This is a genomic window from Ochrobactrum sp. PL_is501 (assembly GCF_055816895.1).
Genome location: NZ_JBVPGR010000038.1, coordinates 141,703 through 165,982 on the forward strand (window position 1 = coordinate 141,703; position 24,280 = coordinate 165,982).

The window sequence follows — 24,280 nt, forward strand, 5'->3', positions numbered from 1 at the left end:
TCAGGCTTCCTTGTCTTTGGATTCGAGGCGGTAGCGGAAATCGCAGTGGCTTGCGCCCTTCATGATGGTCTGCGTGCGCTCCAGCTTCATGTCGGGGTTGTAGCCGATGCAGAAATCGCCATCGCGATTGCAGGAGAGCAGGTGCCCGATATGGCCAAGGCCCATCTCGCGGTACATTTCCGAATAGCGGCAGCGCGTCACGTTGAAATCGAAATGATCTTCGCCCTGCGAAATCACGTCGATTTCCAGCGCGTTTTCCTTCGTCCACAGCGGCTGGATATCGGCAAAATCCTGTATTGTCGGCGTGCGGCCAAGCTCGTCGGCAAAGCTTTTGCCCTGTTCGATGGCCGAACGGCTGACGGCTTCGCCGATTGCGGCTTGCGCTTCGTCCTCGCCGGAGCGCTCGCGAATAACTTCGTAGACATTCTTGAGAACCAGCGCCTCGATGCGGCGGCGTTCGAGAATTGACATTTGATTCATGGACCTGACCTTTCACATGAACATTCAATGAGGTGCGTTAGAGATTTGGCTCGGTGAGATCCTTGCGCCGAAGCCATGCGAGATAGAACGGTGCGATTTTTCGGGCGACTTTATGAAAAGGCAGCGGCGCCGGTTCCGAAACGGGAAGCGCAAGTTCCTGCACAGGCTCGCCATCCAGTGCGCGCGCGAATTCCCGGCCAAGCGATGTGCCAAGCGCAACGCCGCGACCGTTACAGCCGATCCATGCCCAGCCATTGGGGCCGAGTTGATGGACACGCGGAAAACGATCCCACGTCATGCCGATATAGCCGCTCCAGACATGGGTGATTTCCGGTTCGCCAAGGGCCGGAAAGGCTTCCGCCATGTTGCGCGCCGTCTTGCGCCTGACGCGCTCAGCCACGTTGAAATCGCCCATCACAACGCCGCCGGTAATCAGCCGGTTGCGGGCATCGTAGCGGAAGAAGCGCAGGTCGCCGCGCGTGTCGGAAACGGCCTGCCTGCCGGGCAAGATCGTTGCGCGCAGATTGTCGCTGACCGGCGCTGTCGCCATCTGCCATGAGAGCACCGGCACGATGGTGCGGGCAAGGCGCGGGGCAAGCCCTTCGCGCAGTTCGCCGGTATAGGCGTTGGTAGCAAGCAGAAAGCCCTTGGCGCGCACTGTGGCGCTGGCGGTCTTCACCTCCCAATGATCGCCCGTTTGAGCATAGGCGACGACCGGGCTTTGCTCGTGGATGATTGCGCCGTGGCGTTCGGCAGCCGCGGCAAGGCCGCGCGCGAAAGCCAGCGGATTGATATGCCCGCCGGTCGGGTTGAACATGCCGCCATACCAGAAATCGCTGCCCAATAGCTGCGATGTTGCCGTGCGGTCGAGAAACTCTGCCGGGAAGCCGAAGCGCTTCCACGCTTCCACGCGACTTTGCGAAAGTTTTACCCGGCCCGGCGAATGGGCAGGCTGGAACCAGCCGTTCTGCTCAGCCTCGGCCTCGATGTTTTCATCACGCACGATGGAAAACAATATGTCGGCGCTGTTGCCGATCAATCGGGCAAAACGCTCACCCGAAGCACCATAACGCTTGGCAATGGCATCCGGCTCGGCGGCGGTCATGGTCGGGATCACCTGGCCATTATTGCGCCCAGATGCGCCCCAGCCGACCGCTTTGCCTTCCAGCAGGATGACGCGCTTGCCGCGCTTTGCCAGATGGAGTGCCGCCGAAAGCCCCGTAAAGCCGCCGCCGACAATGACAATATCGGCTTCCGCGTCTTTTGTGAGCGCAGGGGCGGGTATGCGTTCGGGTGCGGTTGCGGCCCAGATGGAGGGTGGAAATTCTACTTTTTGCATGGCTTCACGCATTTTCAAAACGGGGTGGCGTCCAGCTCTTGCCGGGGATGGAGGCGAGCAGGCGCTGTGTATATTCATGTTGCGGGTTGGCGAAGACTTGCGCCGTTGGCCCGGTTTCGGCGATCTCGCCCTTCGACATGACGATGACGCGGTCGCAAAGCTGGGCTGCGACGCGCAGATCGTGCGTTACGAAAAGGAGCGACAGGTTCAGCCTTTCGCGCAAATCGGCCAGAAGCCGCAGCACTTGCGCCTGCACCGAAACATCGAGCGCCGAGACCGGTTCGTCGGCCACGATGATGCGCGGCTCAAGCGCCAGTGCGCGGGCGATGCCGATACGCTGGCGCTGCCCGCCCGAGAATTCATGCGGGAAACGGTCGGCGGCAGCGGGGGAAAGTTCGACCAGTTCCAGCAATTCACGTGCCTTCGCGTGGGCCTGTTCTTTCGGCACGCCATGGACGATCGGACCCTGCGCGATCAGGTCCACGACGCGACGGCGCGGATTGAGCGAGGCCATCGGGTCCTGAAAGACCATCTGGATATCCTTGCGCATGGCGCGCACTTCGCGCGGGCTGGCGCTCAGAAAATCACGGCCATTCACATCGACCTTGCCGCTATCGGCTTCCAGCAGTCGCGTCACGATCCGCGAAACGGTCGTCTTGCCGGAGCCGCTTTCGCCGACGACGCCAAGCGTTTCTCCCTGACGCAGTTCGAAGGAAAGGTCTTTCACGGCGGAGACGGCGCTGCGCTTGCCGGTCAGCAAGCCGCCGCGCGCCCTGAAGGTTTTGCGCAAGGCGCTCGCCTTGAGAATGATCGGCTGCGCGTCGCCCGCTGGCTTCGGTTCGGGCGGCGTGAGGGCTGGAACCGAGGCAATCAGCGCCTTTGTATAGGCGTGCTGCGGGTGGTTCAGCACTTCATTTGCCGGGCCTTCCTCGACCAGTTCGCCGAGCCGCAGTACGGCGACGCGGTCGGCGATCTCCGCGACCACGCCAAAATCATGCGTGATGAACAGGATGCCGGTATTATGCTCGCGTTGCAGGTCGCGGATCAGTTTGAGGATTTGCGCCTGCGTGGTCACGTCGAGCGCCGTGGTCGGTTCGTCGGCGATGATGAGGCGCGGTTTCAGGATCAGCGCCATGGCGATCATGACACGCTGGCGCTGGCCGCCGGAAATCTGGTGCGGATAGGCGTTATAGGCGGATTCCGGGTCAGGAATTTTCACCTCTGCCAGCATGTCGAGTACGGCGGCGCGACGTTCCTTGCGACCGAGTTTCGTGTGCAGGCGCAGCACTTCATCGATCTGCCAGCCAACCGTCTTCTGCGGGTTGAGCGCGGTCATCGGCTCCTGAAAAATCATGCCGATGCGGTTGCCGCGCAGCTTCTTCATATCGGCTTCGCTGAGCGAATAAAGATCGGTGCCTTCAAGCCTGATCGTGCCATTCGTCACGCGCACATGCGGTTCGGGCAGAAGGCGCATGATCGCGCCTGCCGAAAGCGACTTGCCGGAGCCGCTTTCTCCGACGAGGCAGACGATCTCGCCGGGATTGATGGTGAGTGAAAGGTCTTGCAAGGCATAAGGCCGGTCGGCGCCTTTCGGTAGCGCGATTTGCAGGTTTTTGATTTCAAGCACAGGTGCGGCGGTCATTATTTCTTCTGCCTCGGATTAAGCGCGTCGTTCAGGCCCTCGCCAAGCAGGCTGAAGGACAGGACGGTGAGCAGAATGGCGATGCCGGGAATGACCGAGCAGAACCAGTCGGTGCGCAGCACGGCGCGGCCCTGGCCGATCATGTTGCCCCAGCTCGCATAGTTCGGATCGCCAAGGCCGAGGAAGGCGAGCGCGCTTTCCATCAGGATGGACGTGGCCATCACCACGGATGCGAAGACGATCACCGGCGGCAGGGCATTCGGCAGGATTTCGCGGAAGATGATCGAGACATTGCCGACACCCAGATTGCGCGCTGCGTCGATGAATTCGCGCTTGCGCAGCGCCAGAAACTCGGCGCGCACCATGCGGGCGGGCGCAGTCCAAGAAACAATGCCGATGCAGATGATGATGTTCTCGATGGAAGAGCCGAAGATCGCCACCAATGTCAGAAGCAGCACGAAGCTTGGCACGGTCTGGAAGGCTTCGGTGATGCGCATCAAAACGTCATCCACCCAGCCGCCATAATAGCCAGCAAGCGCGCCGATTATGATGCCGATGAAGATCGAAATCAGGGTGGCCACCACGCCGATCATGAGCGAGATGCGCGCGCCATGGAAGATGCCTGCCATGATATCGCGCCCAAGCTGGTCGGTGCCGAGCGGCGTTGCGGCATTGATGAACGGCCAGACCAGCGGATCGCCAGCGCGCCGCAGCGGGTCGCCGGGCGCAATGACATCAGCCAAAAGCGCGATCAGCACAACGACGATGAAGAGGATGAGGCCGAGCACGGCAGCGCGGTTGCGGCTGAAGCGCTGCCACAGAATTTTCGTGCGGGAGACCTGCGGGCGGGTTAGGGAAAGGTCCTGTGAAGTCATGACAGTTCGATCCTGGAATCAAGCCGCGCATAGATGAGATCGGTGATGAAATTCACGATCACCACCAGCACCGAGCACAGGAAGATGATGCCCATCAGCGTGTTGAGGTCGCGCTTGATCACGGATGTATAGGCAAGCTGGCCGAGGCCGGGCAGTGAGAAGATCGTTTCGATCACGACCGAGCCGCCAAGAACGGTCGAGAACTGCAGGCCGAGCAGCGTGACGACAGGCAGGAAGGCGTTGCGCATGATGTGATGAAACATCAGCCTTGCGCCGCTGGCGCCCTTGGCGCGCGCGGTGCGCACATAATCGAGGTCAGCCACTTCCAAAACGCTGGTGCGCATCAGGCGCATATAGAAAGCGAGATAGATAAGCGAAAGCGCCGTCGTTGGCATGACGAGGTGCACGGCAATATCCCAGACATTCTTCCAGCCGGTATAAAACCCGCCAAGCGTCTTGTAGCCGCCGACCGGCAGCCAGCCGAGCTTGACCGAAAAGATGAACATCAGGATGAGGCTGAGGAAGAAGCTCGGCATGGCGTAGAAGACAAGGCCGAGCGTGGAAATCGCATTGTCGGTCAGCGAGTAGGCGCGCCGCGCCGCAAAGGCACCGAGCGCGATGCCGAAAATGAAGGCCACCGAAAGCGAGGAAACCATCAGCAGGAGCGTCGGTATGAGGCGGGCTTTCAGCACGTCCAGCACCGGCTGTTCATAGACATAGGACCAGCCGAAATCGAACTGTGCCAGCTTGGTCATGTAAATCCACAGCTGCGTCCAGACCGGCTGGTCGAGGCCATATTCAGTGCGCAGATTGGCGACGAATTGCGGGTCTGCGCCGCCCATGTCGCCGACAAGCGCGTCCACCGTATCGCCGGGGGCAAGCTTGATCAGCAGGAATGACCCGATCATGATCAGGAGAATGACGGGGATTGCCTGCAAGATGCGCCGCAGCGCAAAAGTCAGGATCGGGGGCAGGGGCATTGCGGATTATCCTGCAAGATATTCATTTCGGCATTCATAAAACAGGGGAGCCGCCGCCGGTTGACCGGCAGCGGCTGGGCCTTGCTTATTGGTCGATCCACAGATCATACCAGCTGGAGGAATCCCAGCGCGGCGTGTTGTGGTGGTTCTTCAACACCTTGTTGGTCACGCCGACGAACGGATGCTCGATGGCGAAGATGACCGGCAGGTCCTTCATCTCAAGCTGCTGGATCTGGTGGTAGAGATCGGCGCGCTTGGCCGGATCGAGCTCGGAAGCGGCCTGATCGATCAGGCTGTCCATCTCGTCGGACTTGTAGCCGAACTGGTTGGACCATGCCGTGCCGACCGGAGCGCCGGAGCGCAGCCAAACCGTGGTGGAAACCGCCGGGTCGGAGCGGAACTGGTGCCAGCCATTGGCCGTATCGAAGTCGTGATCGCGATAGACGCCGTTGAGGAAACCCGGCGCGTCGTTGGTGAGAATCTGGACGTCGATGCCGACTTCCTTCATCGCCTGAGCGTAATATTCAGCCCAGAGCTGCGTATATTCGCCCCAAGGTGCCGGACGGTGGCGGAGCTTGAAGCGGATGCCATCGGGGCCAGCGGGATAACCGGCTTCATCGAGAAGTTTCTTCGCCTTTTCAACATCATACGGGTAAGTCTGAACCTGATCCGTATAGTTGGCGCCGCCGGTGCTGGGGATCGGGCCGCGACCCGGCTTGGCATAGCCGCGCATGATCGTCTTGATCGCGAAGTCGATGTCGAGCGCGTGATAGATCGCCTGGCGAACCTTCAGATTGGCGAGGATCGGATTGCGCAGGTTGAACTCGATTGTCGAGTGGGCGACGTTGTTCTCAAAACCCTTGGTGCCGGTATCGAAGCGGCCATCCTTCTGGAGACGTTCGGTGTCCGACATGGAAATGCCGTTGAAGGCCGTTTCCATCATTTCGCCTGCTTCAAGCGCTGCGGCGGCAGCGGCCTTGTCCGGCATGAAACGCCAGATGATGCGGTCGAGATAAGGATATTCCTTTCCGCGCCAGTAATCGTCATTGCGTTCGGCAATAATGTGCTGGCCGCGCTCATATTCGACGAACTTGAACGGTCCCGTGCCGATTGGCGCGGCGTTATACTTGTTCTTCAGAATATCCGTGCCTTCATAAAGATGCTTCGGCACCGGATGGCCGAGATCGGGCATGGCCGCGACGAGCAGTTCGAGCGGCATCGGCTTGGAATAGCGGAACACGGCGGTGTGCGGATCGGTGCAGTCCACGGCTTCCAGATTGGCCTGAAGCGTCGTCGAATAGTTGAGCTGCGTCTTCCAGAAGTTCATCGCGGTATAGGAGACGTCATCGCAGCTGAAAGGCTTGCCGTCATGCCAGCGCACATTTTCGCGCAGCTTGAAGGTGATGGCCTTGCCGTCTTCCGAGGAAGACCAGCTTGTCGCCAGAACCGGCACATATCCTTCATAGGTGCGGTCGATCAGCGGCTCCATGATGCGGCCAGTGATCTGATAGACGCCGGTCGAGGCGCGCAGCGCAGGGTTAAGCACACCCTGCTCGGTATTCATATGGACGATGACAGTGCCGCCGCGCTTCACTTCTTCGGCGTGCGAAGGCGCCGTCGCAAGCGAAAACGCCGCAACAAACAGGCCAAGGCCAGTCTTTCTGATATGCATTCTCTGTTCCCCTGAAGGACGTTGAGGGAGGGCTTTCAAGCCTCTTTTCCCGCAGGTCCCAATATTGTTCAAGCCCCTGAAATTGCTCGAAAAGCTGCTTCAGAAGGTCTTTATTCTACACAAGCACTGGCATGCTAGAATGCGTGACGATATTGTCAAGATAAACTAATATGAAGCATAAATTTAGAAAAATATATCAGCGGTTCCGCGCCAATAAATGTGTATTTTTCTGATGAAGATCGGCGGTAGGCCGGTTTCCCGCAAAATAGCGGGCAAACCGGCGGCGGCGATGAAATTGAAAAGGGAATTTTGCATGTCTCATCCGGTCAAGGGCGTCGATCATATTTTCCTGCTGGTCGATGATCTGGAGAAAAGTGCCGCGCACTATCGCCGTTTCGGTTTTACGCTGAGCCCGCGCGGGCTGCACAGCAAGGAAAAGGGCACCGGCAATTACACCATCATGTTTCCGGAAGATTATTTCGAGCTGCTCGGCATTGTCACCGAGACGCCGGGCAATCTGCACCAGCGCGAGAAACTGTCGGCGCAGGGCGAGGGGCTTCATGCCATCGCCTGCCGGATCGACAATGCGCGAGACGCCAAGGCCGAACTGGGTGCTCTTGGCATCACGACGGGCGAAGTTGGCGCTTTCCAGCGCCCCGTGGAACTGCCGGGCGGCGGCGAGGGTGTCGCGGCTTTTGAAACCGTTTCCTTTGCCGACAGCGAAGTGCCGCAAGGCATGGTATTCATGTGCCAGCACAAGACCCGCGAGACCGTCTGGCTGCCGGAACTGATCGAGCATCCAAACGGCGCGAACGGCCTTTCCGCCATTATTGCCATTTCGTCCGACCCGCAAACAGCCGCCAAGGGGTTCGCCCGGCTGTTCGCGGATGGGAAAGCTGAGGCACAGGATGGCGGCTGGAAGGTGTCAACCGGCCCGCGCTCGGCTGACATATGGGTTGTGACCAACGACCGGACGGCGGAAATCTATCCCGGTGTCGATTTCAGCAAAACGCCGGGTCAGGCCTTCGCGGTCCTTCGGGTCCGTGTCGCTTCGCTGGACAAGGCGCGGGGCGTTCTTGAAGCCAATGGCGTTTCTTACGTGGCGACAACAGCAGGCATCGCCGTGGCGCCGCAGAATGCCAGCGGCACGCTTCTGGAATTCTCCGAGCGCTGATTGGAGCCGCTTTGCCAAACATGCGCTAAATTAGGCAAAGTTGATCCCAATCAATGACATCCGGCTCCGAATTGGGTTGATGGGGCAGGCGCGTGTTCCATATCGCTTGTGGGATGCGTTGCATTGCCATTCACCAACCACGCAGGAAAGGATGAATCATGTCGGCAAACGGTAAGGTCGCGCTTGTCACGGGCGCAGCACAGGGCATTGGGCGCGGCATCGCATTGCGACTGGCCAAGGACGGTTTCGATATCGCGCTGGTCGACCTGAAGGCCGACAAGCTTGATGCGGTGCGGAAGGAAGTCGAGGCGCTGGGCCGCAAGGCGTCCACTTTTTCCGCCGATGTCAGCAAGCGCGATGATGTCTATGCCGCGATTGACCATGCGGAAAAGACGCTTGGCGGCTTCGATGTCATCGTTAACAATGCCGGTATAGCACAGGTTCAGCCGATTGCCGACGTGAAGCCGGAAGAGGTGGAACGGATTTTCCGCATCAATGTCGATGGCGTCCTGTGGGGCATTCAGGCGGCGGCTGCCAAGTTCAAGGCGCGCAAGCAGAAGGGCAAGATCATCAATGCCTCTTCCATTGCCGGCCATGACGGGTTTGCGATGCTTGGCGTCTATTCGGCGACAAAATTCGCGGTGCGCGCGCTGACACAAGCCGCCGCCAAGGAATATGCAAGCGCCGGGATCACGGTCAACGCCTATTGCCCCGGCATTGTCGGCACCGATATGTGGGTCGAGATCGATGAGCGCTTCTCGGAAATCACCGGCGCGCCGAAAGGCGAGACCTACAAGAAATATGTGGACGGCATCGCGCTTGGCCGCGCCCAGACGCCGGACGATGTGGCGGCTCTGGTGTCGTTCCTCTCAAGCCCGGATTCCGATTACATCACCGGTCAGGCCATCCTGACCGACGGCGGTATCGTCTATCGCTGACTGTATCCGTCCCGCGCCTTTCAGGGTGCGGGACGGACAATTCTGCCTGATAATCAGGCTTTCGCCTTCAGCGACTTGAAGATGTTGAAGGCGATCACCACCACAATGCCGATCAGAATGGCGAGCACTGCTTGCAGCAACGACGTTGCGATCCATTCGAAAGCGCCCGAAAACCGGGTGTTTTCGGTCGGCAGGTGGGACACGATGGAATGGATGAAGGCTTCAACGCCGTGCACGCCGATGGAATCCAGCCCGTGAACGATGATGCTGCCGCCGACCCACAGCATGGCGACGGTGCCGACCGTGCTTAAAACCTTCAGCACGATGGGCATGCCCGCGACCAGCCCCTTGCCGAACTGTTTGCCGAAGGCCGTGTGGCTGTTGCGCACCAGCGAAACGCCCATATCGTCGAGCTTCACGATGAAGCCAACCACGCCGTAAACGGCGAAGGTGATCAGAATGCCCACGCTGGCGAGAATGGCCGCCTGTGTATAAATGCTTGAAGGCCCCAGCCCGGCCAGCGTCAGCGCCATGATTTCCGCCGAGAGGATGAAATCCGTGCGGATCGCACCGTTGACGGTCGTTTCCTCGATCTCCTTGGGCGTCGCGCCCTTGGTCTCCTCATGTTCCTCTTCCTTGTGCGGAATGAAGAACTCCACCAGTTTTTCCGTTCCTTCAAAGGCCAGATAGACGCCGCCGATCATCAAAAGCGGCATGATGAAGGATGGCGCAAAATAGCCGAGGATGAGCGCCAGCGGCAGCAGGAAGATGAGCTTGTTGCGCAGCGATCCCTTGGTGATTTTCCAGATGACCGGCAATTCGCGTTCCGGCTTCAGCCCCACGACATATTTCGGCGTGACGGCGGTGTCGTCGATGACGATGCCTGCCGCCTTGGCGCTGGCCTTTGCCGTCTGTCCTGCAACGTCATCAAGGGAGGCTGCCGCCATTTTCGCAATGGCTGCAACATCATCGAGAAGCGCGAACAAGCCGGACGCCATGGGGAACCTTTCTATATTGCTGTTGCAAGTAGCTAAACTTTGTCGGGGCGCTACGTCCAGATGAAAAATCATCGAGAGTTATTGTCTCTAAAATCGATACAATCTGTGTATGATTGTCAATATTTCAATATGCATTCTGATGGTTATATTGCCGGTAACACAACAGGAGAGATCGCTATGCTTAATCAGATCAAGGGGCTCCATCACGTCACCTCGCTTGCCGCTGATGCGCGTTCCAACAACCGGTTTTTCACCGATGTTCTGGGGCTGCGCCGCGTCAAGAAGACCGTCAATTTCGACGATCCGAGCGTCTATCACCTTTATTATGGCGATGAAGTGGGCACGCCCGGCACCATTATGACCTATTTCCCGTTTCCCGGAATTCCGCGGGGCCGCGAAGGCACCGGCGAGGTGGGGACGACTGTTTTTGCCGTGCCGCAGGGTTCGCTTGGTTTCTGGAAGGACCGCTTTGCGCAGTCCGCTATCAAGGTCGAGTCCGAAGATGAAGCCTTTGGCGAGAAGCGCATCCATTTCCGTGGGCCGGATGGCGACAGCTTTGCCTTGGTGGAAGTGAAGGACGATCCGCGTGCGCCCTGGCTGCATGACGGGATCGATGCCGATCACGCCATTCGCGGCTTTCATTCGGTTTCGATGCGGCTTCGCGACGAAGGCGCTACAGCCGAATTGCTGAACTATATGGGATATCAGAAGCTTGATGCGAAAGATGGCATCACCCGTCTCATCATGCCGGAAGGCAATGGCGCGGGCGTTATCGATCTGGAAACGCTGCCATCAGTCGGTCGCAACCAGCAGGGTGCCGGTTCCGTGCATCACGTGGCCTTTGCCGTCGATAATCGCGAGAAGCAGCTGGAAGTGCGCAAGGCGCTGATGGATACGGGCTATCATGTGACGCCGGTCATCGACCGCGATTACTTCTGGGCCGTTTATTTCCGCACGCCGGGCGGCGTGCTGTTCGAGGTGGCGACCAGTGAACCCGGTTTCGACCGTGACGAGGATACGACCCATCTCGGCGAGGCATTGAAGCTGCCAACGCAGCACCAGCATCTGCGCGACTATCTCGAAGAACATCTCGACAAGCTTTGAAAACGTCGGGACAGGAGATCGGACATGACCATTCAAACCTATGAGCACCGGCTGAAGGCCGGTGCGAACGGCGCGCCGCTTTTCATCGTGTTTCATGGCACCGGCGGCGACGAGAACCAGTTTTTCGGCTTGGCGGAACAGCTTCTGCCGGAAGCGACCATCGTGTCGCCGCGCGGTGACGTGTCGGAATATGGTGCCGCGCGCTTCTTCCGCCGCACGGGCGAGGGCGTCTACGACATGGAAGACCTTGCCCGCGCCACCGACAAGATGGCCGGGTTCATCGCCGGACTTGTGGCGGAACACAAGCCGACGGAAGTGATCGGGCTTGGTTATTCCAATGGGGCCAACATCATGGCGAACCTTCTGATCGAGAAAGGCCGGATCTTTGACAAGGCGGCGCTTCTGCATCCGCTGGTGCCGTTCAGGCCGAAGGACAATTCGGCGCTTGAGGGCGCGAAAATTCTGATGACCGCTGGTCGTATGGACCCCATCTGCCCGCCGGATCAGACGGAAGCGCTCGCGCAATATTTCGAGCGCCAGAAGGCCGATGTCGAGCTTGTCTGGCATTCCGGCGGGCATGAATTGCGCCAGACGGAACTGAGCGCCGTGCAGGCGCTGCTTGGGAATTAAAGCAATTCCAGCAAAAGTGGACACCGGTTTTGCGTTCGGAAATGCGTTAGAAGAAAAAACCGCCGTTCAGAATTGAGCGGCGGTTTTTTGCGTCGGCCCCTCTTGTAAATATCATTATATAATATACTTAATTGTATAATGATAATGAGGTGCCGTGATGGAAGCGATGTCGGGCGGTGCGCCAGCCCATGAAAACAGAATGACGCGCGCGGAAATGGAGGGGCGGGCAACCGAGGTTGCCGAACTCCTGAAAACGCTGTCGCATCCGGCGCGGCTGATGCTGGCCTGTACGCTCGCGGAAGGAGAATATTCGGTCGGGGAGCTGGAGGAGGCGCTTGGCATTCACCAGCCGACGCTGTCGCAGCAGCTCGGCGTGCTGCGCGAAGCTGGCATCGTCGAAACCCGCCGCGACGCCAAGCAGATTTTCTACCGCCTGACAGAAGCGCGGGCCGCGCAGCTTATCGAGGCTCTTTACGGCATTTTCTGCACACCGGAGATCCGATCATGATCGCAACCTATCTGCAATCGCTGGCGGGCGGCATGTTGCTCGGCCTGTCTGCCATTCTGCTTCTCGTCTTCAACGGACGCATTGCCGGCATCAGCGGCATCGTCGGGCGTCTTCTTGGCGGCAAACAGATACCGGCCAATGCGGTCTTTGTGGTCGGCCTCATTCTCGGACCCATTATCTATGCGGCGATCTATGGTTCCTTTCCGCCGGTGACGATTGCCATGTCCTGGCCTGTCATTGTCGTGGCAGGGCTTCTGGTCGGCATCGGCACTCGCATGGGATCAGGCTGCACCTCCGGTCATGGCATTCTCGGCATGGCGCGGTTTTCCAAGCGTTCGATAGCCGCGACGCTCACTTTTCTCATAACCGGCATCGTGGTCGCCAGCATTTCAGGGGCATTGCTATGAAACAGTCGGCTTATGCACGTCTCGTCGTGACGCTGCTTGCGGGCGCGATCTTCGGTTTCGGCCTGTCGCTGTCCGGCATGATCGACCCGTCGCGCGTGACGGGTTTCCTGTACGTCACCAGCGGTGATTGGGACCCGAGCCTTGCCTTCGTGCTGGGCGGCGCTCTTCTGGTGGCCATCCTCGGCGTGATGATCCAGCGGCGCATGGCGCGGCCCGTGCTGGACCAGTCCTTCCATCTGCCGGAAAAGACGGAAATCGACCGGCGGCTGATTATCGGTTCCGCCATCTTCGGCGCGGGCTGGGGGCTGGCAGGCTTTTGTCCCGGCCCGGTCATCTCCGCGCTATCGATGGGCCTGCCGCAGGTCTGGCTTTTCGTCGCGATGATGGTGGTGGGAATGATTGTCCATGATCGCATCATGGTGAGCTCTTCATAGAGCGCTAGAAGAACAAAGGGAGGCGCTGCGCCCCCCTTTGTCGCCATGTTTAGTAGAGAACGTTCTTGGCTTCAGGCTTGTCGATATTGTCCTTGGTCACGACAACAGCGCCCGTATCAACGAACTTCTCGACCTTTTCCTTGTTCAGCACTTTCAGCAGGGTTTCGATGCCCTTTTCGCCCATCTGGTAGGAACCCTGAACGACGATGGCGTTGAGCGTGCCGTCCTTGACGAATTCCTGCAGGTCCTGATTGCCGTCGAAGCCGATGGCAGTCAGCTTGCCGGACTTGCCTGCCTGCTTGATCGCGCGACCCATGCCGATGGCGGTCGGTTCGTTGGCGCCGAAGATGCCGACGAGATCGCCATTGGCCGCCAGAGCGTCGGTGGTCTGGTTGAGCGCGGTCGCCATCTGCGACTGCGAGTAATAGGGGCCGACGATTTCCAGCTTGGAATTGGCCTTGATATAATCCACGAAGCCGCCGACGCGGCCGATTTCCGAACCTGCACCCGCGACATAGGACATGACGGCGATCTTGCCGGTGGTGCCTGCCTTGTCGATCAGGGCCTTGGCTGCGGCTTCACCAGCCTTGCGGTTATCGGTGGCGAGGAAGGACTGGTAATATTTGTCGCCGCCATCGGCGAGCTGCGAGTCGATGATGACCACCGGAATGCGGGCTTCCCATGCCTTCTTCACGGCAGGCGTCAGCGCGTCCGGGTCGGAAGGTGCGAGCAGGATCGCATCCACTTTGCGGTTCACGGCATTTTCCACCATGTTCACCTGATCGGCGATGGCCGATTCAGCCGCCGGACCCTGAAAGGTCATAGTGTGATCCTTGGAATCCTTGATCGCAGCTTCGGCGCCCTTCTGGACATTCTGCCAGAAGGTCGAGTTCACGGTCTTCACGATCACGGCGATTTCGCCCGCCGAAGCGCCTGCCGCTCCTGCTAGCACAAAGGCCGAAGCCATCAATGCAGACACCAGTTTACGCATGTTTTCCTCCTGTTATCGAGCTCTTGGCTCTACCCTTGCCGGAATGCCCCGCATTCCGTCTCCCCTGTCATCGGCGGTTGCGCATCTGGTCGATCCATACGGTGACCAGAATGACGAGGCCGATGATGATCTGCTGCGTGAAAGCGGAAATGCCGTTCATGTTGAGGCCGTTCCGCAGGATGCCGATGACGAACGAGCCGATGAACGTGCCCGAGATCGTGCCGACGCCGCCGATGAGCGATGTGCCGCCGATGACCGCGCTCGCAATGGCGTCAAGCTCATAGGCAACGCCTTCATTGGGCTGTGCGGTGACGAGGCGGGACATGAGAACGCAGCCCGTAAGCCCGGCAAGCGTTCCCGAAACGATATAGGTGAAGGCCGTCACGCGGGCGACATTGACGCCGGAAAGCCGTGCTGCCTCGGCATTCGAGCCGATGGCATAGATGTGGCGGCCAAGCACGGTGCGGTTCAAGACGAGTGCGGCCGCGATCGCGATCACGATCATCAGCACCACCGGATAGGGGATGCCGGGGAAGGTGACGACCGGAAAGCCCTGTTCGTCGATGCTTTCGATGCGGAACAGCGAGCCGTTGCCGAGCACGCCGAAGGATTCGCCGAGGCCGGAAACGGCGCGCGCGCCGGTGATCTGGAGCGCGACGCCGCGCGCGATCAGCATCATGCCAAGCGTGGCGATAAAGGGCGGCAGCTTGAGCCTGGTGATGACGAAGCCGTTGATGAGACCGCAGAGCGATCCCGTCAATATGCCGAGCAGCATGGCGAGCGGGATCGGCAGCGACAGCTCCTTGACCGCGAGAGCTGCCACCACGCCCGCAAGCGCCAGCACGGAGCCGACCGAAAGATCGATGCCGCCGGTGATGATGACATAGGTCGCGCCGATGCCGAGCAGCGCGATGGATGTCACCTGCAAGGCGATGGTCATCGCATTATTGACGGTCATGAAGGCGCTGCTGGTGACGGAAAAGATCGCCGCCAGAATAATCAGGCTGCCGACAGCCGCAAATTTCTGGATGATGTCCTTCTGGCGGTCGCTGAGCCCTTTGGATTTTGCCGTCTGCTGGGGCTTGTCGGTGGTGATTTCGGCCATTACTGCGTCCTCATTTGTCCTGCCGGCCCCGACCGGAGGCATAGGTCATAATTTCTTCCTGCGTTGTCGCAGCCGTGTCGAGGACCGCGGTGATGCGCCCCTCGTGAAAGACCGCCACGCGGTCCGAAAGCCCAAGAATTTCCGGCAGTTCCGAGCTGATCAGCACAATGCCGATGCCTCTTGCGGCCAGCTCGTCCATGATCTGGTAGATCGCGAATTTCGCGCCCACATCGATGCCGCGCGTCGGCTCGTCGAAGAACATGATGCGCGGCTCGCGGAACAGCCACTTGCCGATGATGATCTTCTGCTGGTTGCCGCCCGAAAGCAGGCGGACGGGCTGGGCCAGCCCCGGCGTCTTGATGTTGAGAAGATCGACATAGCGCTGGCTTGCCTGCCGGTGGCGCTCGAAATCGATAACGCCATAGGCGCTGCTGACAGCTTCCATATTGGCAAGCGTCAGATTGGCGTCGACCGGCATCTTGACGGCCAGTCCCTGCGCCTTGCGGTCTTCCGATAGGTAGGCAATGCCTGCCTCGATGGCGTCGCGCGGGCTGGCGATCGAAAGTGTTTCGCCTTCAAGCACGATTGTTCCGGCGTCATGCGGATCGGCACCGAAGATCGCGCGCGCCACTTCCGTCCGTCCCGCGCCCATCAGCCCGGCAAAGCCAAGGATTTCGCCGCGCTTGAGCTCGAAGCCGATATTCTCGAACACGCCGCCCCGCGTCAGCCCGGCGACGGAGAACATCACTTCCTCTGTCGGCTTTCGCGTCGGTTCGGGAAATTTCTCGTCCAGCGAGCGCCCGACCATTCCGGCCACGATCTCATCCACGGTGACATCGTGGAAATCCTTGGTCCAGACGTAGCGCCCGTCGCGCAGGATGGTGACGCGGTCGACAATCTCCGCCATTTCGTCGAGGCGATGCGAGATATAGACAATGCCGGTGCCCTGCGCCTTCAGTTCCCGGATGACCCTGAACAGGAGCTGCGCTTCCTGTTCGGTCAGGGAGGAGGTCGGCTCGTCCATGATGAGGACGGAGGCGTTGAGCGACAGCGCCTTGGCGATCTCGACCATCTGGCACTGGGCGACCGAAAGGTTCAGCACCTGTGTCGACGGGTCGATCTTGACGCCAAGCCGGTCGAGGCAGCGCTGCGCGTCTTCCTTCAGCTTGCGGCGGTCCACGAAGAAACCGCGTTTCGGCTCGCGCGCAAGATAGATGTTTTCGGCAACGCTCAAGTGCGGAATGAGGTTCAGTTCCTGATGGATGATGGCGATGCCCGCCGCTTCCGATTCCAGTGTGGAGCCAAAGCGAACCGGCTGGCCGCGATAATGGATCGTCCCGCCATCGGGCTGATAGACGCCGCTGACGATCTTCATCAGGGTCGATTTGCCCGCACCATTTTCACCGCAGACGGCATGAACCTCGCCCGCCCGCAATTCAAAGCTGACGTTCGACAGGGCTTTGACGCCCGGAAATTCCTTGGAAACGGAATCCAGCTTCAGCAATACAGGCGCAGCATCCGCGCGCGCTGACGCTGACGGTAATCCTCCCATCGCGCTTCCTCCTCGCGCAAAGTTTCGTCAACTATCGACAGAAGAAGTAGAAGGCACGCGGTTTCTGGTCAAGCCAATTTTGTGCAGGCAGCAAAAAACTCGTTTGGATGGAGAGGCTCGGCCCTGAATTGCCGCTATCAGCCCTGATTGGCCTGACCAAACTTCTATTTCTCCGTTTTACCTGCATTCCAGAACATTTATCGGCAGGACGGTCAAAGGACAGGCTTTCCGCACGGAAACGGGCCGGAAGAAAGCGCGTCATGACTGCAATTCAGGCAGTATCGCAGTATTTTATGCGGGGCGCCTCTGGAAAGAGGGTGCTTTCCTTTCTATTATTAGAGCATTTCCAGCAAAAGTGCGAAGCGGTTTTGCGTAGGATAATGCGTAACAAAAAGGATAGAGCGGTTCTACGAATCCGTTTTAACTGGAACCGCTCTATATTCCGATTATCTGATCCTGAGGGGCAGTTTTGTATTTTGAAATAATTACGGTCGTGCTGTTGACGATCCTCAATGGCGTTCTCGCCATGTCGGAACTGGCAGTAGTTTCCTCCCGCCCGGCACGACTGAGGGTAATGGCTGACAAGGGCAGCCGCGGCGCCCGCATGGCTATCGAGCTTGCCGATAATCCAGGCCGTTTCCTGTCCACCGTGCAAATCGGCATTACGCTGGTCGGCATTCTGTCTGGCGCATTTTCCGGCGCGACGCTGGGCGCCCGCCTGTCGGGCTGGCTTCTGGGGCAGGGCCTTTCGCCAGCCCTTGCCGATGCGCTTGGCGTCGGCTCGGTCGTAGTGGTCATTACCTATCTGTCGCTGATCGTCGGCGAACTCGTGCCGAAGCAGATTGCGCTGCGCGCACCGGAGGCGGTGGCAAGCCGCGTCGCCCCGACCATGACGCTGTTGTCGAAAATGGCGGCGCCGCTCGTCTGGCTTCTCGATACATCGGGCCGTCTGGTCCTGAAACTGCTCGGCCAGTCGGGCAAGACGAGCGATGGCGTGACCGATGAGGAGATCAAGTCCGTTCTTGCCGAAGCGCACAGCGCCGGTGTGATCGAGACCGAGGAATCCCGCATGATCGCGGGCGTTATGCGCCTCGCAGACCGCACCGCGCGCGGGTTGATGACGCCGCGCATGGACGTCGAAATGGTCGATATAGAAGACAGTTTCGATGAAATCCGCGAGCAGTTGCACACTACCAGCCGCTCACGGCTTCCGGTGCGCGGCGAAGATTCCGATGAGGTGATCGGTGTCCTGCATGTGCGGGATTTCTTCAACCAGCTGTCCTCAAGGGGCAGCGTCGATCTGCGCGAGATCGTCCGGGACGTCCCCGTCGTGTCGGATTTTTCCGATGCGCTGGACGTGGTGGAAGCCATTCGCGGCACGCCGACACATATGGTGCTCGTCTATGACGAATACGGCCATTTTGAAGGCGTGATTACTGCGGGCGACGTGATCGAGGCCATTATCGGCGCCATGCAGGAAGAGGATCATATCGAGGAAAAGGCGATCGTGCGCCGGGCGGATGGTTCCTATCTCGTCTCGGGCTGGATGCCGATTGACGAGTTCTCGGAATTTCTGCGTTTCCAGATCGATGATGAGGCGGAATACAACACCGTTGCCGGGCTGGCGCTTGAGGAACTCAAGCATCTGCCGGATGTGGGCGAAACCTTCGTCAAGAACGGTTGGGTGTTCGAGATTGTCGACCTTGACGGACGCCGCATCGACAAGCTGCTGCTGACGGCGGAAGAACCCGCGACCGAGTAGGCCTGGCTATCAATGCCGGTTTTTGAGAACAGGCAGGATGGGCATGCCGGGTGGTATGCCCCATCCACCGAAGTAATTCTATCGATTGAACCGCTGGACCATTGGCATTTTAGATAAAGTGCATGTTATATTTGGCAGCTGGGGGCAGGTTTTCTGCATTCCTTTCTGGTCGGAAACTCGGGGGCGTCCCGATCGGGAAAAGCTGAACGTGCTCTGGCCGGTGGTTGCGTATCAATGGGGTCGAAAACTGCATATTGGCTTCAACTGGTCAGGTCGGCCTATGGCAGCCACGACAGTCCGATAGCCGACAAGATCCTTGCGGACCAGCTCGAGGAGATTTGCGAGGGCGCGCGCTTCTCGATGCCCATCAGCACGATTCTTTCGGGGCTTATCGTGCTGGTCCAGAGCGCCGCCGGGCATTTCTGGGAATCGATTGTCTGGTTCGCGCTGGTGAATATCGTCAACGCGCTGCGTTTCTTCGAGGCAATTGCCCATACCCGCCGCACGGCACCGATCGGGAACATCGCGGATTTGCAGCGCCAGATCGGGCATTTCCAGCTTCTTGCCGCCCTGTCCGGCTTTCTGTGGTCCGGCGTCGCTCTGCTCTCCAACGGGTTCACGGACCCGCAATCGCCGGTCTACCTCGTCATCCTTGCCGGCATCTGCGCAGGCGCTGTTACCTACGGCTCGTCCTATGCGTCCGTTGCCATCAATTTCATAACGCCGCCGCTTGTCGTGACGGCGGTGTGTCTGGCCGTGCATGCAGACCTGCATAGCGGCGTGATCGTGGTTTCCGTCGTCCTGTTCTGGTGCGGGCTTACACGCGGCGCGCTTCTGGGGCAGAACCGTTTCATCCAGACAAGCAGGCTGAAGCACGAGGCCGAGCAGCTCGCTGACGAAATGGCGCTCAAGTCGCAGGAAGACCCGTTGACGGGCCTTTTCAACCGGCGCGGGCTGGAAACCTCCATCCGGCTGTTTCCGCCAAGGGACGGTCCCTTCATTGTCATGCTGATCGATCTCGACGGCTTCAAGTCCGTCAACGATACTTATGGTCACAAGGCGGGCGACGATCTCCTCGTTTCCATCGCGCAACGCATCCGCCAGATTTCGCCCGAACGGTCCATGCTGGCGCGCATTGGCGGCGACGAATTCGTGCTCGCATATCCCGAGCCGTCGGCGACCATCGAGGCGGGGCTGGTCGCGGCGCGCATCATTGGCAGCCTGAGCGCCCATTATGAGGGCATCCTGTCGGTCGAGATCGGCGCCTGCGTCGGCATCTGCCGGCTGGAGCAGCTCGACCCGGTGGAAATGCTGCTGCGTGCCGATTTCGCGCTTTATGCGGCCAAGAAACGAGGCCGCAACGAATATTACTTTTTCGAAAAACGCCTGCAACATGAATGGGAACGCAAGCAGAGCATCGAGCGTGATCTGCGCATCGCCATCGAGACCGGGCAGATACAAACCTATTTCCAGCCGGTGGTGGAGCTATCCAGCGGGAACATGGTGGGCTTCGAGGCCTTGCTGCGCTGGGATCATCCGCAGCACGGCACAATCGCCCCGCCGGAAATTATCGATGTTGCCTGTGAGGTGGGCGTGGTGCGGCAGCTCACGCATAATGTGTTCTTCAATTGCTGCGAGATGATCGACAAGCTCATGGAAAGCGGCCGCTGCGATCTGACGGTCGCCATGAACCTGTCGCCGCGCGAACTGTCCGGCGGGCGCATTCCGCATGAAATCCTGTCCCAGATGGAAAAGCGCAAACTGCTGGTCTCCATGCTGGAAATCGAGATCACGGAGGAGGCCCCCTTCGACCAGCGCGGAATGAATGACAGCCTGAGCGCGCTGGCGAATGCCGGTGTTTCCATTGCGCTCGATGATTTCGGCACTGGATTTGCCACCTTTGCTTCCTTGAAGAAGGGCCTTGTCACCAAGATCAAGATTGATCAGGTGTTCGTGCGCGGTATCGCAGGATCGGAGGGCGACCAGCACATCGTGCGGGCGATGGTTGCGCTGGCCGACGCCCTCGGCGTCAAGGTCACGGCTGAAGGGATCGAGACGGAGGACGACCGCAATATGCTGCGCAGCCTCGGCTGCGGCAGCGGGCAGGGGTTCCTGTTTGCGCCTGCCCTGCCGATGGGCATGGCCCTGGATGCGCTTGGCCGCTCCGGTGCGCGGCTTGACCAGGCTTTACGATAAAGCTTTAACTTCACGCGTTCTTCCTCAACCGGCCCTCGCTTGCAGGAGCCTAGGGGCAGGTGGAGAAAATGCTGAATCTGTCTGGAGGGAGGAAACTTATGGCAGGCGACGAGGATGCTTCGAAGCTTATTGACGGGCGCATTGCGGAACTTGGCGACTGGCGCGGCGAAACGCTCGCCAGAATGCGTGCGCTGATAAAGCGGGCTGATCCGGACGTCATCGAGGAATGGAAATGGCGCGGCGTCCCGGTCTGGTCGCATGACGGCATCATCTGCACCGGCGAGACCTACAAGAAGGTCGTGAAGCTGACTTTCGCCAATGGCGCGGCGCTTGACGATCCGGCCCATATCTTCAATGCCAGCCTTGAAGGCAATATGCGCCGGGCGGTCGATATAGGCGAGGGCGAAACGATCGACGACGACGCCTTCATTGCGCTCGTTCGCGCTGCCATAGCGCATAATCAGGCCAAAAAGGCGCGGAAAAAGTCCGGACGCGGCTGACCGGATTTATCAAAACCTGTGAGAAATTTGCAAAATATGCCGATTTCTTTCAGGTTTTTATGCAATGTAGCCCAGTATTTTTCCGCATTTTTATTTCTATTTTATTAGAATTAACTAATATAAATAATAATGGTTTCATTTATTGATTTGAAATTCTTTTTTCCTATCGTATAGGTTCAAAGAATATTTGTCATCCGGTCTATGATATTTGGATGAGTGGGTAAGAGAGGAATATTCGGATGTGTATTGCCTGTAATCCCGGCATGGTGGCTTATCTGCGGTCCACGGCGTCAAGGCGCGATTTTCTCAAATATCTCGGTGCCGCCGCCGCGACGTCGGCCTTCGCCTGTTCTTCGCCGGGCATGGCGTTTGCGCAGCAGGCCGCGACACCCGCAGGCGATATCATCTTCAAGGGCGGAACGATCATCACGATGAACGATCAGGCGCCGCGTGCGGAAGCGATCGCCATCCGCGGCAACAAGATACTGGCCGTCGGCAAGCTGGATGACGTGCAGTCCGCCATCGGCTCCGGGGCACAGGTGGTGGACCTTCAGGGCCGCACGTTGATGCCGGGCCTGATCGATCCGCATATGCATTTCGTGTTCACGGCCTTCGAGGACTGGATCGACGTCAGCCCGATCACGACGCCGGATTACGCGACTGTCTGGTCGAAGCTCCAGAAGGGTGTTGCCGACGCCAAGCCGGGCGAATGGGTGCGCGCGCAGCAGTTCGACGCCAGCATCACCCGCGACGCCAAAATTCCTACGCTGGCCGAATTGGACGCTCTTGCTCCCAACAATCCGTTCTTCATGCAGGAAAGCAACGGTCATATCGCCTATGCCAACAGCGCTGCTTTCAAGGCTGCCGGCATCACGCGGGATACGCCCGATCCATCGGGCGCGCGCTTTGTGAAGGACGCCAGCGGCAACCTGTCCGGGCGCCTTGAAGAAATGGCGGCGCAGCAGGTGTTCCTCGGCGCGATGCCTTCGCCGACGGCCGCGGACATGGTTGGACGTGTTCGTCGTTTTGTGGATCATGCAAGTTCCGTCGGCTGCACCATGCTGCACGATTGCGGCATCGGCATCATGGCAGGCGCACAGGACCTGAAAATCCTCGATGCGGCTCTGGGCGACGGCAAGGCTCCGGTGCGCTATCGCGGCATGCTCGTGTCGACGATCATGGACGAATGGGAAAAGGAAGGGATCAAGCCCGGTCGCGGCAACGACCTTTTCCGTGTCGATGGCATCAAGGCCTGGGCCGACGGGTCCAATCAGGCGCGGACCGGCTACCAGCGCGAGAATTACCTCGGCACCGATGCGCGCGGCGCTTTGAACTACAGCCTTGAGCAGGTGACGGATGTCATCCGCCGGGCGCATGAAGGCGGCTGGCAGGTTGGCGTTCACGCCAATGGCGACGCGGCCATCGACATGGTTCTGGATGCCTATGAGGCCGTTCTCGGAAAAACCTCGAACAGCGATCTTCGTCATCGCATCGAGCATTGCAGCGTCTTTCACCCGGAACAGATGGTCCGCATGAAGGAGATGGGGCTGTCGCCATCCTTCCTGATCGGCCATGTGCACTGGTGGGGCAAGGCGTTCCGCGACCGTCTTCTGGGGCCGGACCGTGCCCGCTTCTATGACCCATGCGCTTCGGCACTGGCGGCGGGCCTCAAGATTTCGCTCCATTCCGACTGGAACGTGACGCCAATTGAACCGCTGCGCTATGTCGAAAACGCGGTCACCCGCGTCATGAACGAAGGCGGCGATGTGTTCTTCCCGGAAGAATGTATCCCGGTGGATGCAGCGCTGCGCGCCGTCACCATCGATGCGGCCTGGCAGTGCCATATGGAAGACCAGATCGGTTCGCTGGAAACCGGAAAGTTCGCCGACTTCGCCATTCTGGAAGAAGATCCGACTGCACCGGATGTGAAGATCAGCAAGATCAAGGTCAGCGAAACCTGGATGGACGGCACCAAGCGTTACGCTGCCTGACGAACTTTAGAGCATAATCCGACCGGAGTGAAACGAGGTCGATAAGATTATGCTTGAAATAGAAGAAGTTAGAGCGCCGATCTGATCCAGTCAGATCGAAACGCGCTCTAACGCAGCGGCAGCTGGCTTGGAGCATTTCCAGCCGCAAAACCGGTTTCCACTTTTGCCGGAACCGCTCGAGCGCTGCCGCCGCGCCATCAAATCATACCGACCGGGTCAGGCCGCCATCCACGCGCAGGTTCTGGCCCGTAATGTAGGCGGCGCCATCCGATGCGAGGAAGGCGATCGTCGCGGCGATTTCCTCGCTCTTGCCATAGCGCTGCATCGGAACGCTTGCGCGGCGCTCTTCCACCGTCGGCAGGCTGTCGATCCAGCCCGGAAGAACATTGTTCATGCGGATATTGTCGGCAGCATAGGTGTCGGCGAAAATCTTGGTGAAAGAGGCGAGACCGGCGCGGAACACCGCCGAAGTCGGGAACATGGCGCTTGGTTCGAAGGCCCATGCGGTCGAGATATTGATGATGACGCCGGATTTCTGCTTCTGCATTGTCGGCACCACGAGACGGGACGGCCGCACCGCATTGAGGAAATAGGTGTCCATCCCCTTGTGCCAGTCCTCATCGGTGATGTCGAGGATTGGCGCGCGCGGACCATGGCCTGCGCTGTTGACCAGCACGTCGATACGGCCCCATTTTCCCAGAACCTCATCCACCAGACGCTTCAGATCGTCATTCGACTGGTTTGAGCCGGTAACGCCGATGCCGCCCAGTTCCTGCGCCAGTGCTTCGCCCTTGCCGGAAGATGAAAGGATTGCGACCTTGAAGCCGTCCTGCGCCAGCCTGCGTGCGGCGGCTGCGCCCATGCCGCTTCCGCCAGCCGTCACAATCGCTACTTTTTCTACTGTCATGATGCTTTCCTTTCCGGGAAATGCTGCCCGAGACGGCAACCGCCAACAATCATTCCTTCGATTTATAACGGAGAACCATTGTCCTGACGAACGAA

The 24,280-nt window shown here is 59.3% G+C and carries 22 protein-coding genes; 11 read left to right on the forward strand and 11 right to left on the reverse strand.

The window, feature by feature from the left end; translation table 11 throughout:
- The 6 genes from AC0TOF_RS17935 to AC0TOF_RS17960 all read right to left on the reverse strand — a co-directional run bounded on the left by AC0TOF_RS17935 (window position 1) and on the right by AC0TOF_RS17960 (window position 6,988).
- A complete protein-coding gene (locus AC0TOF_RS17935; protein WP_473769233.1) occupies window positions 1-480 on the reverse strand; it encodes an L-2-amino-thiazoline-4-carboxylic acid hydrolase in 480 nt (159 codons plus the stop codon).
- Window positions 481-517: 37 nt separating this feature from the next.
- Entirely contained in the window at window positions 518-1,819 is a 1,302-nt protein-coding gene (locus AC0TOF_RS17940) for an NAD(P)/FAD-dependent oxidoreductase (protein ID WP_473769234.1), read from the reverse strand.
- Window positions 1,820-1,823: 4 nt separating this feature from the next.
- The gene (locus tag AC0TOF_RS17945) at window positions 1,824-3,461 is read right to left on the reverse strand and encodes an ABC transporter ATP-binding protein (protein WP_473769235.1); all 1,638 of its coding nucleotides are present in this window, start codon (window positions 3,459-3,461) and stop codon (window positions 1,824-1,826) included.
- On the reverse strand, window positions 3,461-4,336 hold the full coding sequence (locus AC0TOF_RS17950) for an ABC transporter permease (RefSeq protein ID WP_473769236.1): 876 nt from the start codon (window positions 4,334-4,336) through the stop codon (window positions 3,461-3,463). Before AC0TOF_RS17950 ends, AC0TOF_RS17945 begins: the two co-directional genes overlap by 1 nt.
- Window positions 4,333-5,316 carry an ABC transporter permease gene (locus tag AC0TOF_RS17955; RefSeq protein WP_473769237.1) on the reverse strand — a complete coding sequence of 328 codons (984 nt, stop codon included), beginning with the start codon at window positions 5,314-5,316 and terminating at the stop codon, window positions 4,333-4,335. The genes AC0TOF_RS17950 and AC0TOF_RS17955 overlap by 4 nt, the downstream gene beginning before the upstream one ends.
- An 85-nt stretch (window positions 5,317-5,401) precedes the next feature.
- Complete coding sequence (locus AC0TOF_RS17960) at window positions 5,402-6,988, reverse strand: ABC transporter substrate-binding protein (protein ID WP_122002547.1); 1,587 nt, start codon at window positions 6,986-6,988, stop codon at window positions 5,402-5,404.
- A gap of 313 nt (window positions 6,989-7,301) precedes the next feature.
- Between AC0TOF_RS17960 and AC0TOF_RS17965 the strand changes: the two genes are divergently transcribed.
- Together AC0TOF_RS17965 and AC0TOF_RS17970 are read left to right on the forward strand one after the other, a co-directional pair.
- Entirely contained in the window at window positions 7,302-8,162 is an 861-nt protein-coding gene (locus AC0TOF_RS17965) for a VOC family protein (RefSeq protein ID WP_473769238.1), read from the forward strand.
- A 158-nt stretch (window positions 8,163-8,320) separates the two neighbouring features.
- Window positions 8,321-9,100 carry an acetoin reductase gene (locus tag AC0TOF_RS17970; protein ID WP_122002545.1) on the forward strand — a complete coding sequence of 260 codons (780 nt, stop codon included), beginning with the start codon at window positions 8,321-8,323 and terminating at the stop codon, window positions 9,098-9,100.
- A 53-nt stretch (window positions 9,101-9,153) separates the two neighbouring features.
- Here the strand turns inward: AC0TOF_RS17970 and AC0TOF_RS17975 are convergent, their stop codons facing one another.
- Window positions 9,154-10,098 carry a DUF808 domain-containing protein gene (locus AC0TOF_RS17975; RefSeq protein ID WP_473769239.1) on the reverse strand — a complete coding sequence of 315 codons (945 nt, stop codon included), beginning with the start codon at window positions 10,096-10,098 and terminating at the stop codon, window positions 9,154-9,156.
- Between the two features lie 177 nt (window positions 10,099-10,275).
- Between AC0TOF_RS17975 and AC0TOF_RS17980 the strand changes: the two genes are divergently transcribed.
- The 5 genes from AC0TOF_RS17980 (at window position 10,276) to AC0TOF_RS18000 (ending at window position 13,181) form a co-directional block, all read left to right on the forward strand.
- Window positions 10,276-11,202: a VOC family protein gene (locus tag AC0TOF_RS17980; RefSeq protein ID WP_473769240.1), complete on the forward strand. Its 927-nt coding sequence runs from the start codon at window positions 10,276-10,278 to the stop codon at window positions 11,200-11,202.
- A 24-nt stretch (window positions 11,203-11,226) separates the two neighbouring features.
- Window positions 11,227-11,832, forward strand: coding sequence for an alpha/beta hydrolase (locus AC0TOF_RS17985; RefSeq protein WP_473769241.1), 606 nt, complete (start codon window positions 11,227-11,229; stop codon window positions 11,830-11,832).
- Between the two features lie 157 nt (window positions 11,833-11,989).
- The gene (bigR, locus tag AC0TOF_RS17990) at window positions 11,990-12,340 is read left to right on the forward strand and encodes a sulfite-sensing transcriptional repressor BigR (protein ID WP_473769242.1); all 351 of its coding nucleotides are present in this window, start codon (window positions 11,990-11,992) and stop codon (window positions 12,338-12,340) included.
- On the forward strand, window positions 12,337-12,747 hold the full coding sequence (locus AC0TOF_RS17995; RefSeq protein ID WP_122002540.1) for a YeeE/YedE thiosulfate transporter family protein: 411 nt from the start codon (window positions 12,337-12,339) through the stop codon (window positions 12,745-12,747). The genes bigR and AC0TOF_RS17995 overlap by 4 nt, the downstream gene beginning before the upstream one ends.
- A complete protein-coding gene (locus AC0TOF_RS18000) occupies window positions 12,744-13,181 on the forward strand; it encodes a DUF6691 family protein (RefSeq protein ID WP_473769243.1) in 438 nt (145 codons plus the stop codon). Before AC0TOF_RS17995 ends, AC0TOF_RS18000 begins: the two co-directional genes overlap by 4 nt.
- Before the next feature lie 49 nt (window positions 13,182-13,230).
- On the opposite strand, the gene AC0TOF_RS18005 is transcribed toward AC0TOF_RS18000, so the two are convergent.
- The 3 genes from AC0TOF_RS18005 to AC0TOF_RS18015 form a co-directional block, all read right to left on the reverse strand.
- Window positions 13,231-14,172 (reverse strand): ABC transporter substrate-binding protein, encoded by a 942-nt coding sequence (locus AC0TOF_RS18005; protein WP_122002538.1) that lies wholly within the window; start codon window positions 14,170-14,172, stop codon window positions 13,231-13,233.
- A 67-nt stretch (window positions 14,173-14,239) separates the two neighbouring features.
- Window positions 14,240-15,277: an ABC transporter permease gene (locus AC0TOF_RS18010; protein WP_063620495.1), complete on the reverse strand. Its 1,038-nt coding sequence runs from the start codon at window positions 15,275-15,277 to the stop codon at window positions 14,240-14,242.
- A gap of 10 nt (window positions 15,278-15,287) precedes the next feature.
- Window positions 15,288-16,829: a sugar ABC transporter ATP-binding protein gene (locus AC0TOF_RS18015; RefSeq protein WP_473769244.1), complete on the reverse strand. Its 1,542-nt coding sequence runs from the start codon at window positions 16,827-16,829 to the stop codon at window positions 15,288-15,290.
- Between the two features lie 469 nt (window positions 16,830-17,298).
- Here AC0TOF_RS18015 and AC0TOF_RS18020 point away from each other — a divergent pair, with 469 nt between their 5' ends.
- The 4 genes from AC0TOF_RS18020 (at window position 17,299) to AC0TOF_RS18035 (ending at window position 23,278) form a co-directional block, all read left to right on the forward strand.
- Complete coding sequence (locus AC0TOF_RS18020; protein ID WP_473769245.1) at window positions 17,299-18,591, forward strand: hemolysin family protein; 1,293 nt, start codon at window positions 17,299-17,301, stop codon at window positions 18,589-18,591.
- A 234-nt stretch (window positions 18,592-18,825) separates the two neighbouring features.
- A complete protein-coding gene (locus AC0TOF_RS18025; protein ID WP_473769246.1) occupies window positions 18,826-20,787 on the forward strand; it encodes a putative bifunctional diguanylate cyclase/phosphodiesterase in 1,962 nt (653 codons plus the stop codon).
- A gap of 98 nt (window positions 20,788-20,885) precedes the next feature.
- Window positions 20,886-21,287 (forward strand): DUF1801 domain-containing protein, encoded by a 402-nt coding sequence (locus AC0TOF_RS18030; RefSeq protein WP_473769247.1) that lies wholly within the window; start codon window positions 20,886-20,888, stop codon window positions 21,285-21,287.
- 239 nt (window positions 21,288-21,526) lie between these two features.
- Complete coding sequence (locus AC0TOF_RS18035; RefSeq protein ID WP_473769248.1) at window positions 21,527-23,278, forward strand: amidohydrolase; 1,752 nt, start codon at window positions 21,527-21,529, stop codon at window positions 23,276-23,278.
- Window positions 23,279-23,480: 202 nt separating this feature from the next.
- Here AC0TOF_RS18035 and AC0TOF_RS18040 read toward each other — a convergent pair whose 3' ends face one another.
- The gene (locus tag AC0TOF_RS18040; RefSeq protein WP_473769249.1) at window positions 23,481-24,185 is read right to left on the reverse strand and encodes an SDR family oxidoreductase; all 705 of its coding nucleotides are present in this window, start codon (window positions 24,183-24,185) and stop codon (window positions 23,481-23,483) included.
- Window positions 24,186-24,280: the final 95 nt, after the last annotated feature.

What these genes read in the sequence shown, in the direction of transcription:
- AC0TOF_RS17935 (WP_473769233.1), bottom strand. Translation starts at nt 480, where the DNA reads ATGAATCAAATGTCAATTCTCGAACGCCGCCGCATCGAGGCGCTGGTT.
- AC0TOF_RS17940 (WP_473769234.1), bottom strand. Translation starts at nt 1,819, where the DNA reads ATGCAAAAAGTAGAATTTCCACCCTCCATCTGGGCCGCAACCGCACCC.
- AC0TOF_RS17945 (WP_473769235.1), bottom strand. Translation starts at nt 3,461, where the DNA reads ATGACCGCCGCACCTGTGCTTGAAATCAAAAACCTGCAAATCGCGCTA.
- AC0TOF_RS17950 (WP_473769236.1), bottom strand. Translation starts at nt 4,336, where the DNA reads ATGACTTCACAGGACCTTTCCCTAACCCGCCCGCAGGTCTCCCGCACG.
- AC0TOF_RS17955 (WP_473769237.1), bottom strand. Translation starts at nt 5,316, where the DNA reads ATGCCCCTGCCCCCGATCCTGACTTTTGCGCTGCGGCGCATCTTGCAG.
- AC0TOF_RS17960 (WP_122002547.1), bottom strand. Translation starts at nt 6,988, where the DNA reads ATGCATATCAGAAAGACTGGCCTTGGCCTGTTTGTTGCGGCGTTTTCG.
- AC0TOF_RS17965 (WP_473769238.1), top strand. Translation starts at nt 7,302, where the DNA reads ATGTCTCATCCGGTCAAGGGCGTCGATCATATTTTCCTGCTGGTCGAT.
- AC0TOF_RS17970 (WP_122002545.1), top strand. Translation starts at nt 8,321, where the DNA reads ATGTCGGCAAACGGTAAGGTCGCGCTTGTCACGGGCGCAGCACAGGGC.
- AC0TOF_RS17975 (WP_473769239.1), bottom strand. Translation starts at nt 10,098, where the DNA reads ATGGCGTCCGGCTTGTTCGCGCTTCTCGATGATGTTGCAGCCATTGCG.
- AC0TOF_RS17980 (WP_473769240.1), top strand. Translation starts at nt 10,276, where the DNA reads ATGCTTAATCAGATCAAGGGGCTCCATCACGTCACCTCGCTTGCCGCT.
- AC0TOF_RS17985 (WP_473769241.1), top strand. Translation starts at nt 11,227, where the DNA reads ATGACCATTCAAACCTATGAGCACCGGCTGAAGGCCGGTGCGAACGGC.
- bigR (WP_473769242.1), top strand. Translation starts at nt 11,990, where the DNA reads ATGGAAGCGATGTCGGGCGGTGCGCCAGCCCATGAAAACAGAATGACG.
- AC0TOF_RS17995 (WP_122002540.1), top strand. Translation starts at nt 12,337, where the DNA reads ATGATCGCAACCTATCTGCAATCGCTGGCGGGCGGCATGTTGCTCGGC.
- AC0TOF_RS18000 (WP_473769243.1), top strand. Translation starts at nt 12,744, where the DNA reads ATGAAACAGTCGGCTTATGCACGTCTCGTCGTGACGCTGCTTGCGGGC.
- AC0TOF_RS18005 (WP_122002538.1), bottom strand. Translation starts at nt 14,172, where the DNA reads ATGCGTAAACTGGTGTCTGCATTGATGGCTTCGGCCTTTGTGCTAGCA.
- AC0TOF_RS18010 (WP_063620495.1), bottom strand. Translation starts at nt 15,277, where the DNA reads ATGGCCGAAATCACCACCGACAAGCCCCAGCAGACGGCAAAATCCAAA.
- AC0TOF_RS18015 (WP_473769244.1), bottom strand. Translation starts at nt 16,829, where the DNA reads ATGGGAGGATTACCGTCAGCGTCAGCGCGCGCGGATGCTGCGCCTGTA.
- AC0TOF_RS18025 (WP_473769246.1), top strand. Translation starts at nt 18,826, where the DNA reads ATGGGGTCGAAAACTGCATATTGGCTTCAACTGGTCAGGTCGGCCTAT.
- AC0TOF_RS18030 (WP_473769247.1), top strand. Translation starts at nt 20,886, where the DNA reads ATGGCAGGCGACGAGGATGCTTCGAAGCTTATTGACGGGCGCATTGCG.
- AC0TOF_RS18035 (WP_473769248.1), top strand. Translation starts at nt 21,527, where the DNA reads ATGTGTATTGCCTGTAATCCCGGCATGGTGGCTTATCTGCGGTCCACG.
- AC0TOF_RS18040 (WP_473769249.1), bottom strand. Translation starts at nt 24,185, where the DNA reads ATGACAGTAGAAAAAGTAGCGATTGTGACGGCTGGCGGAAGCGGCATG.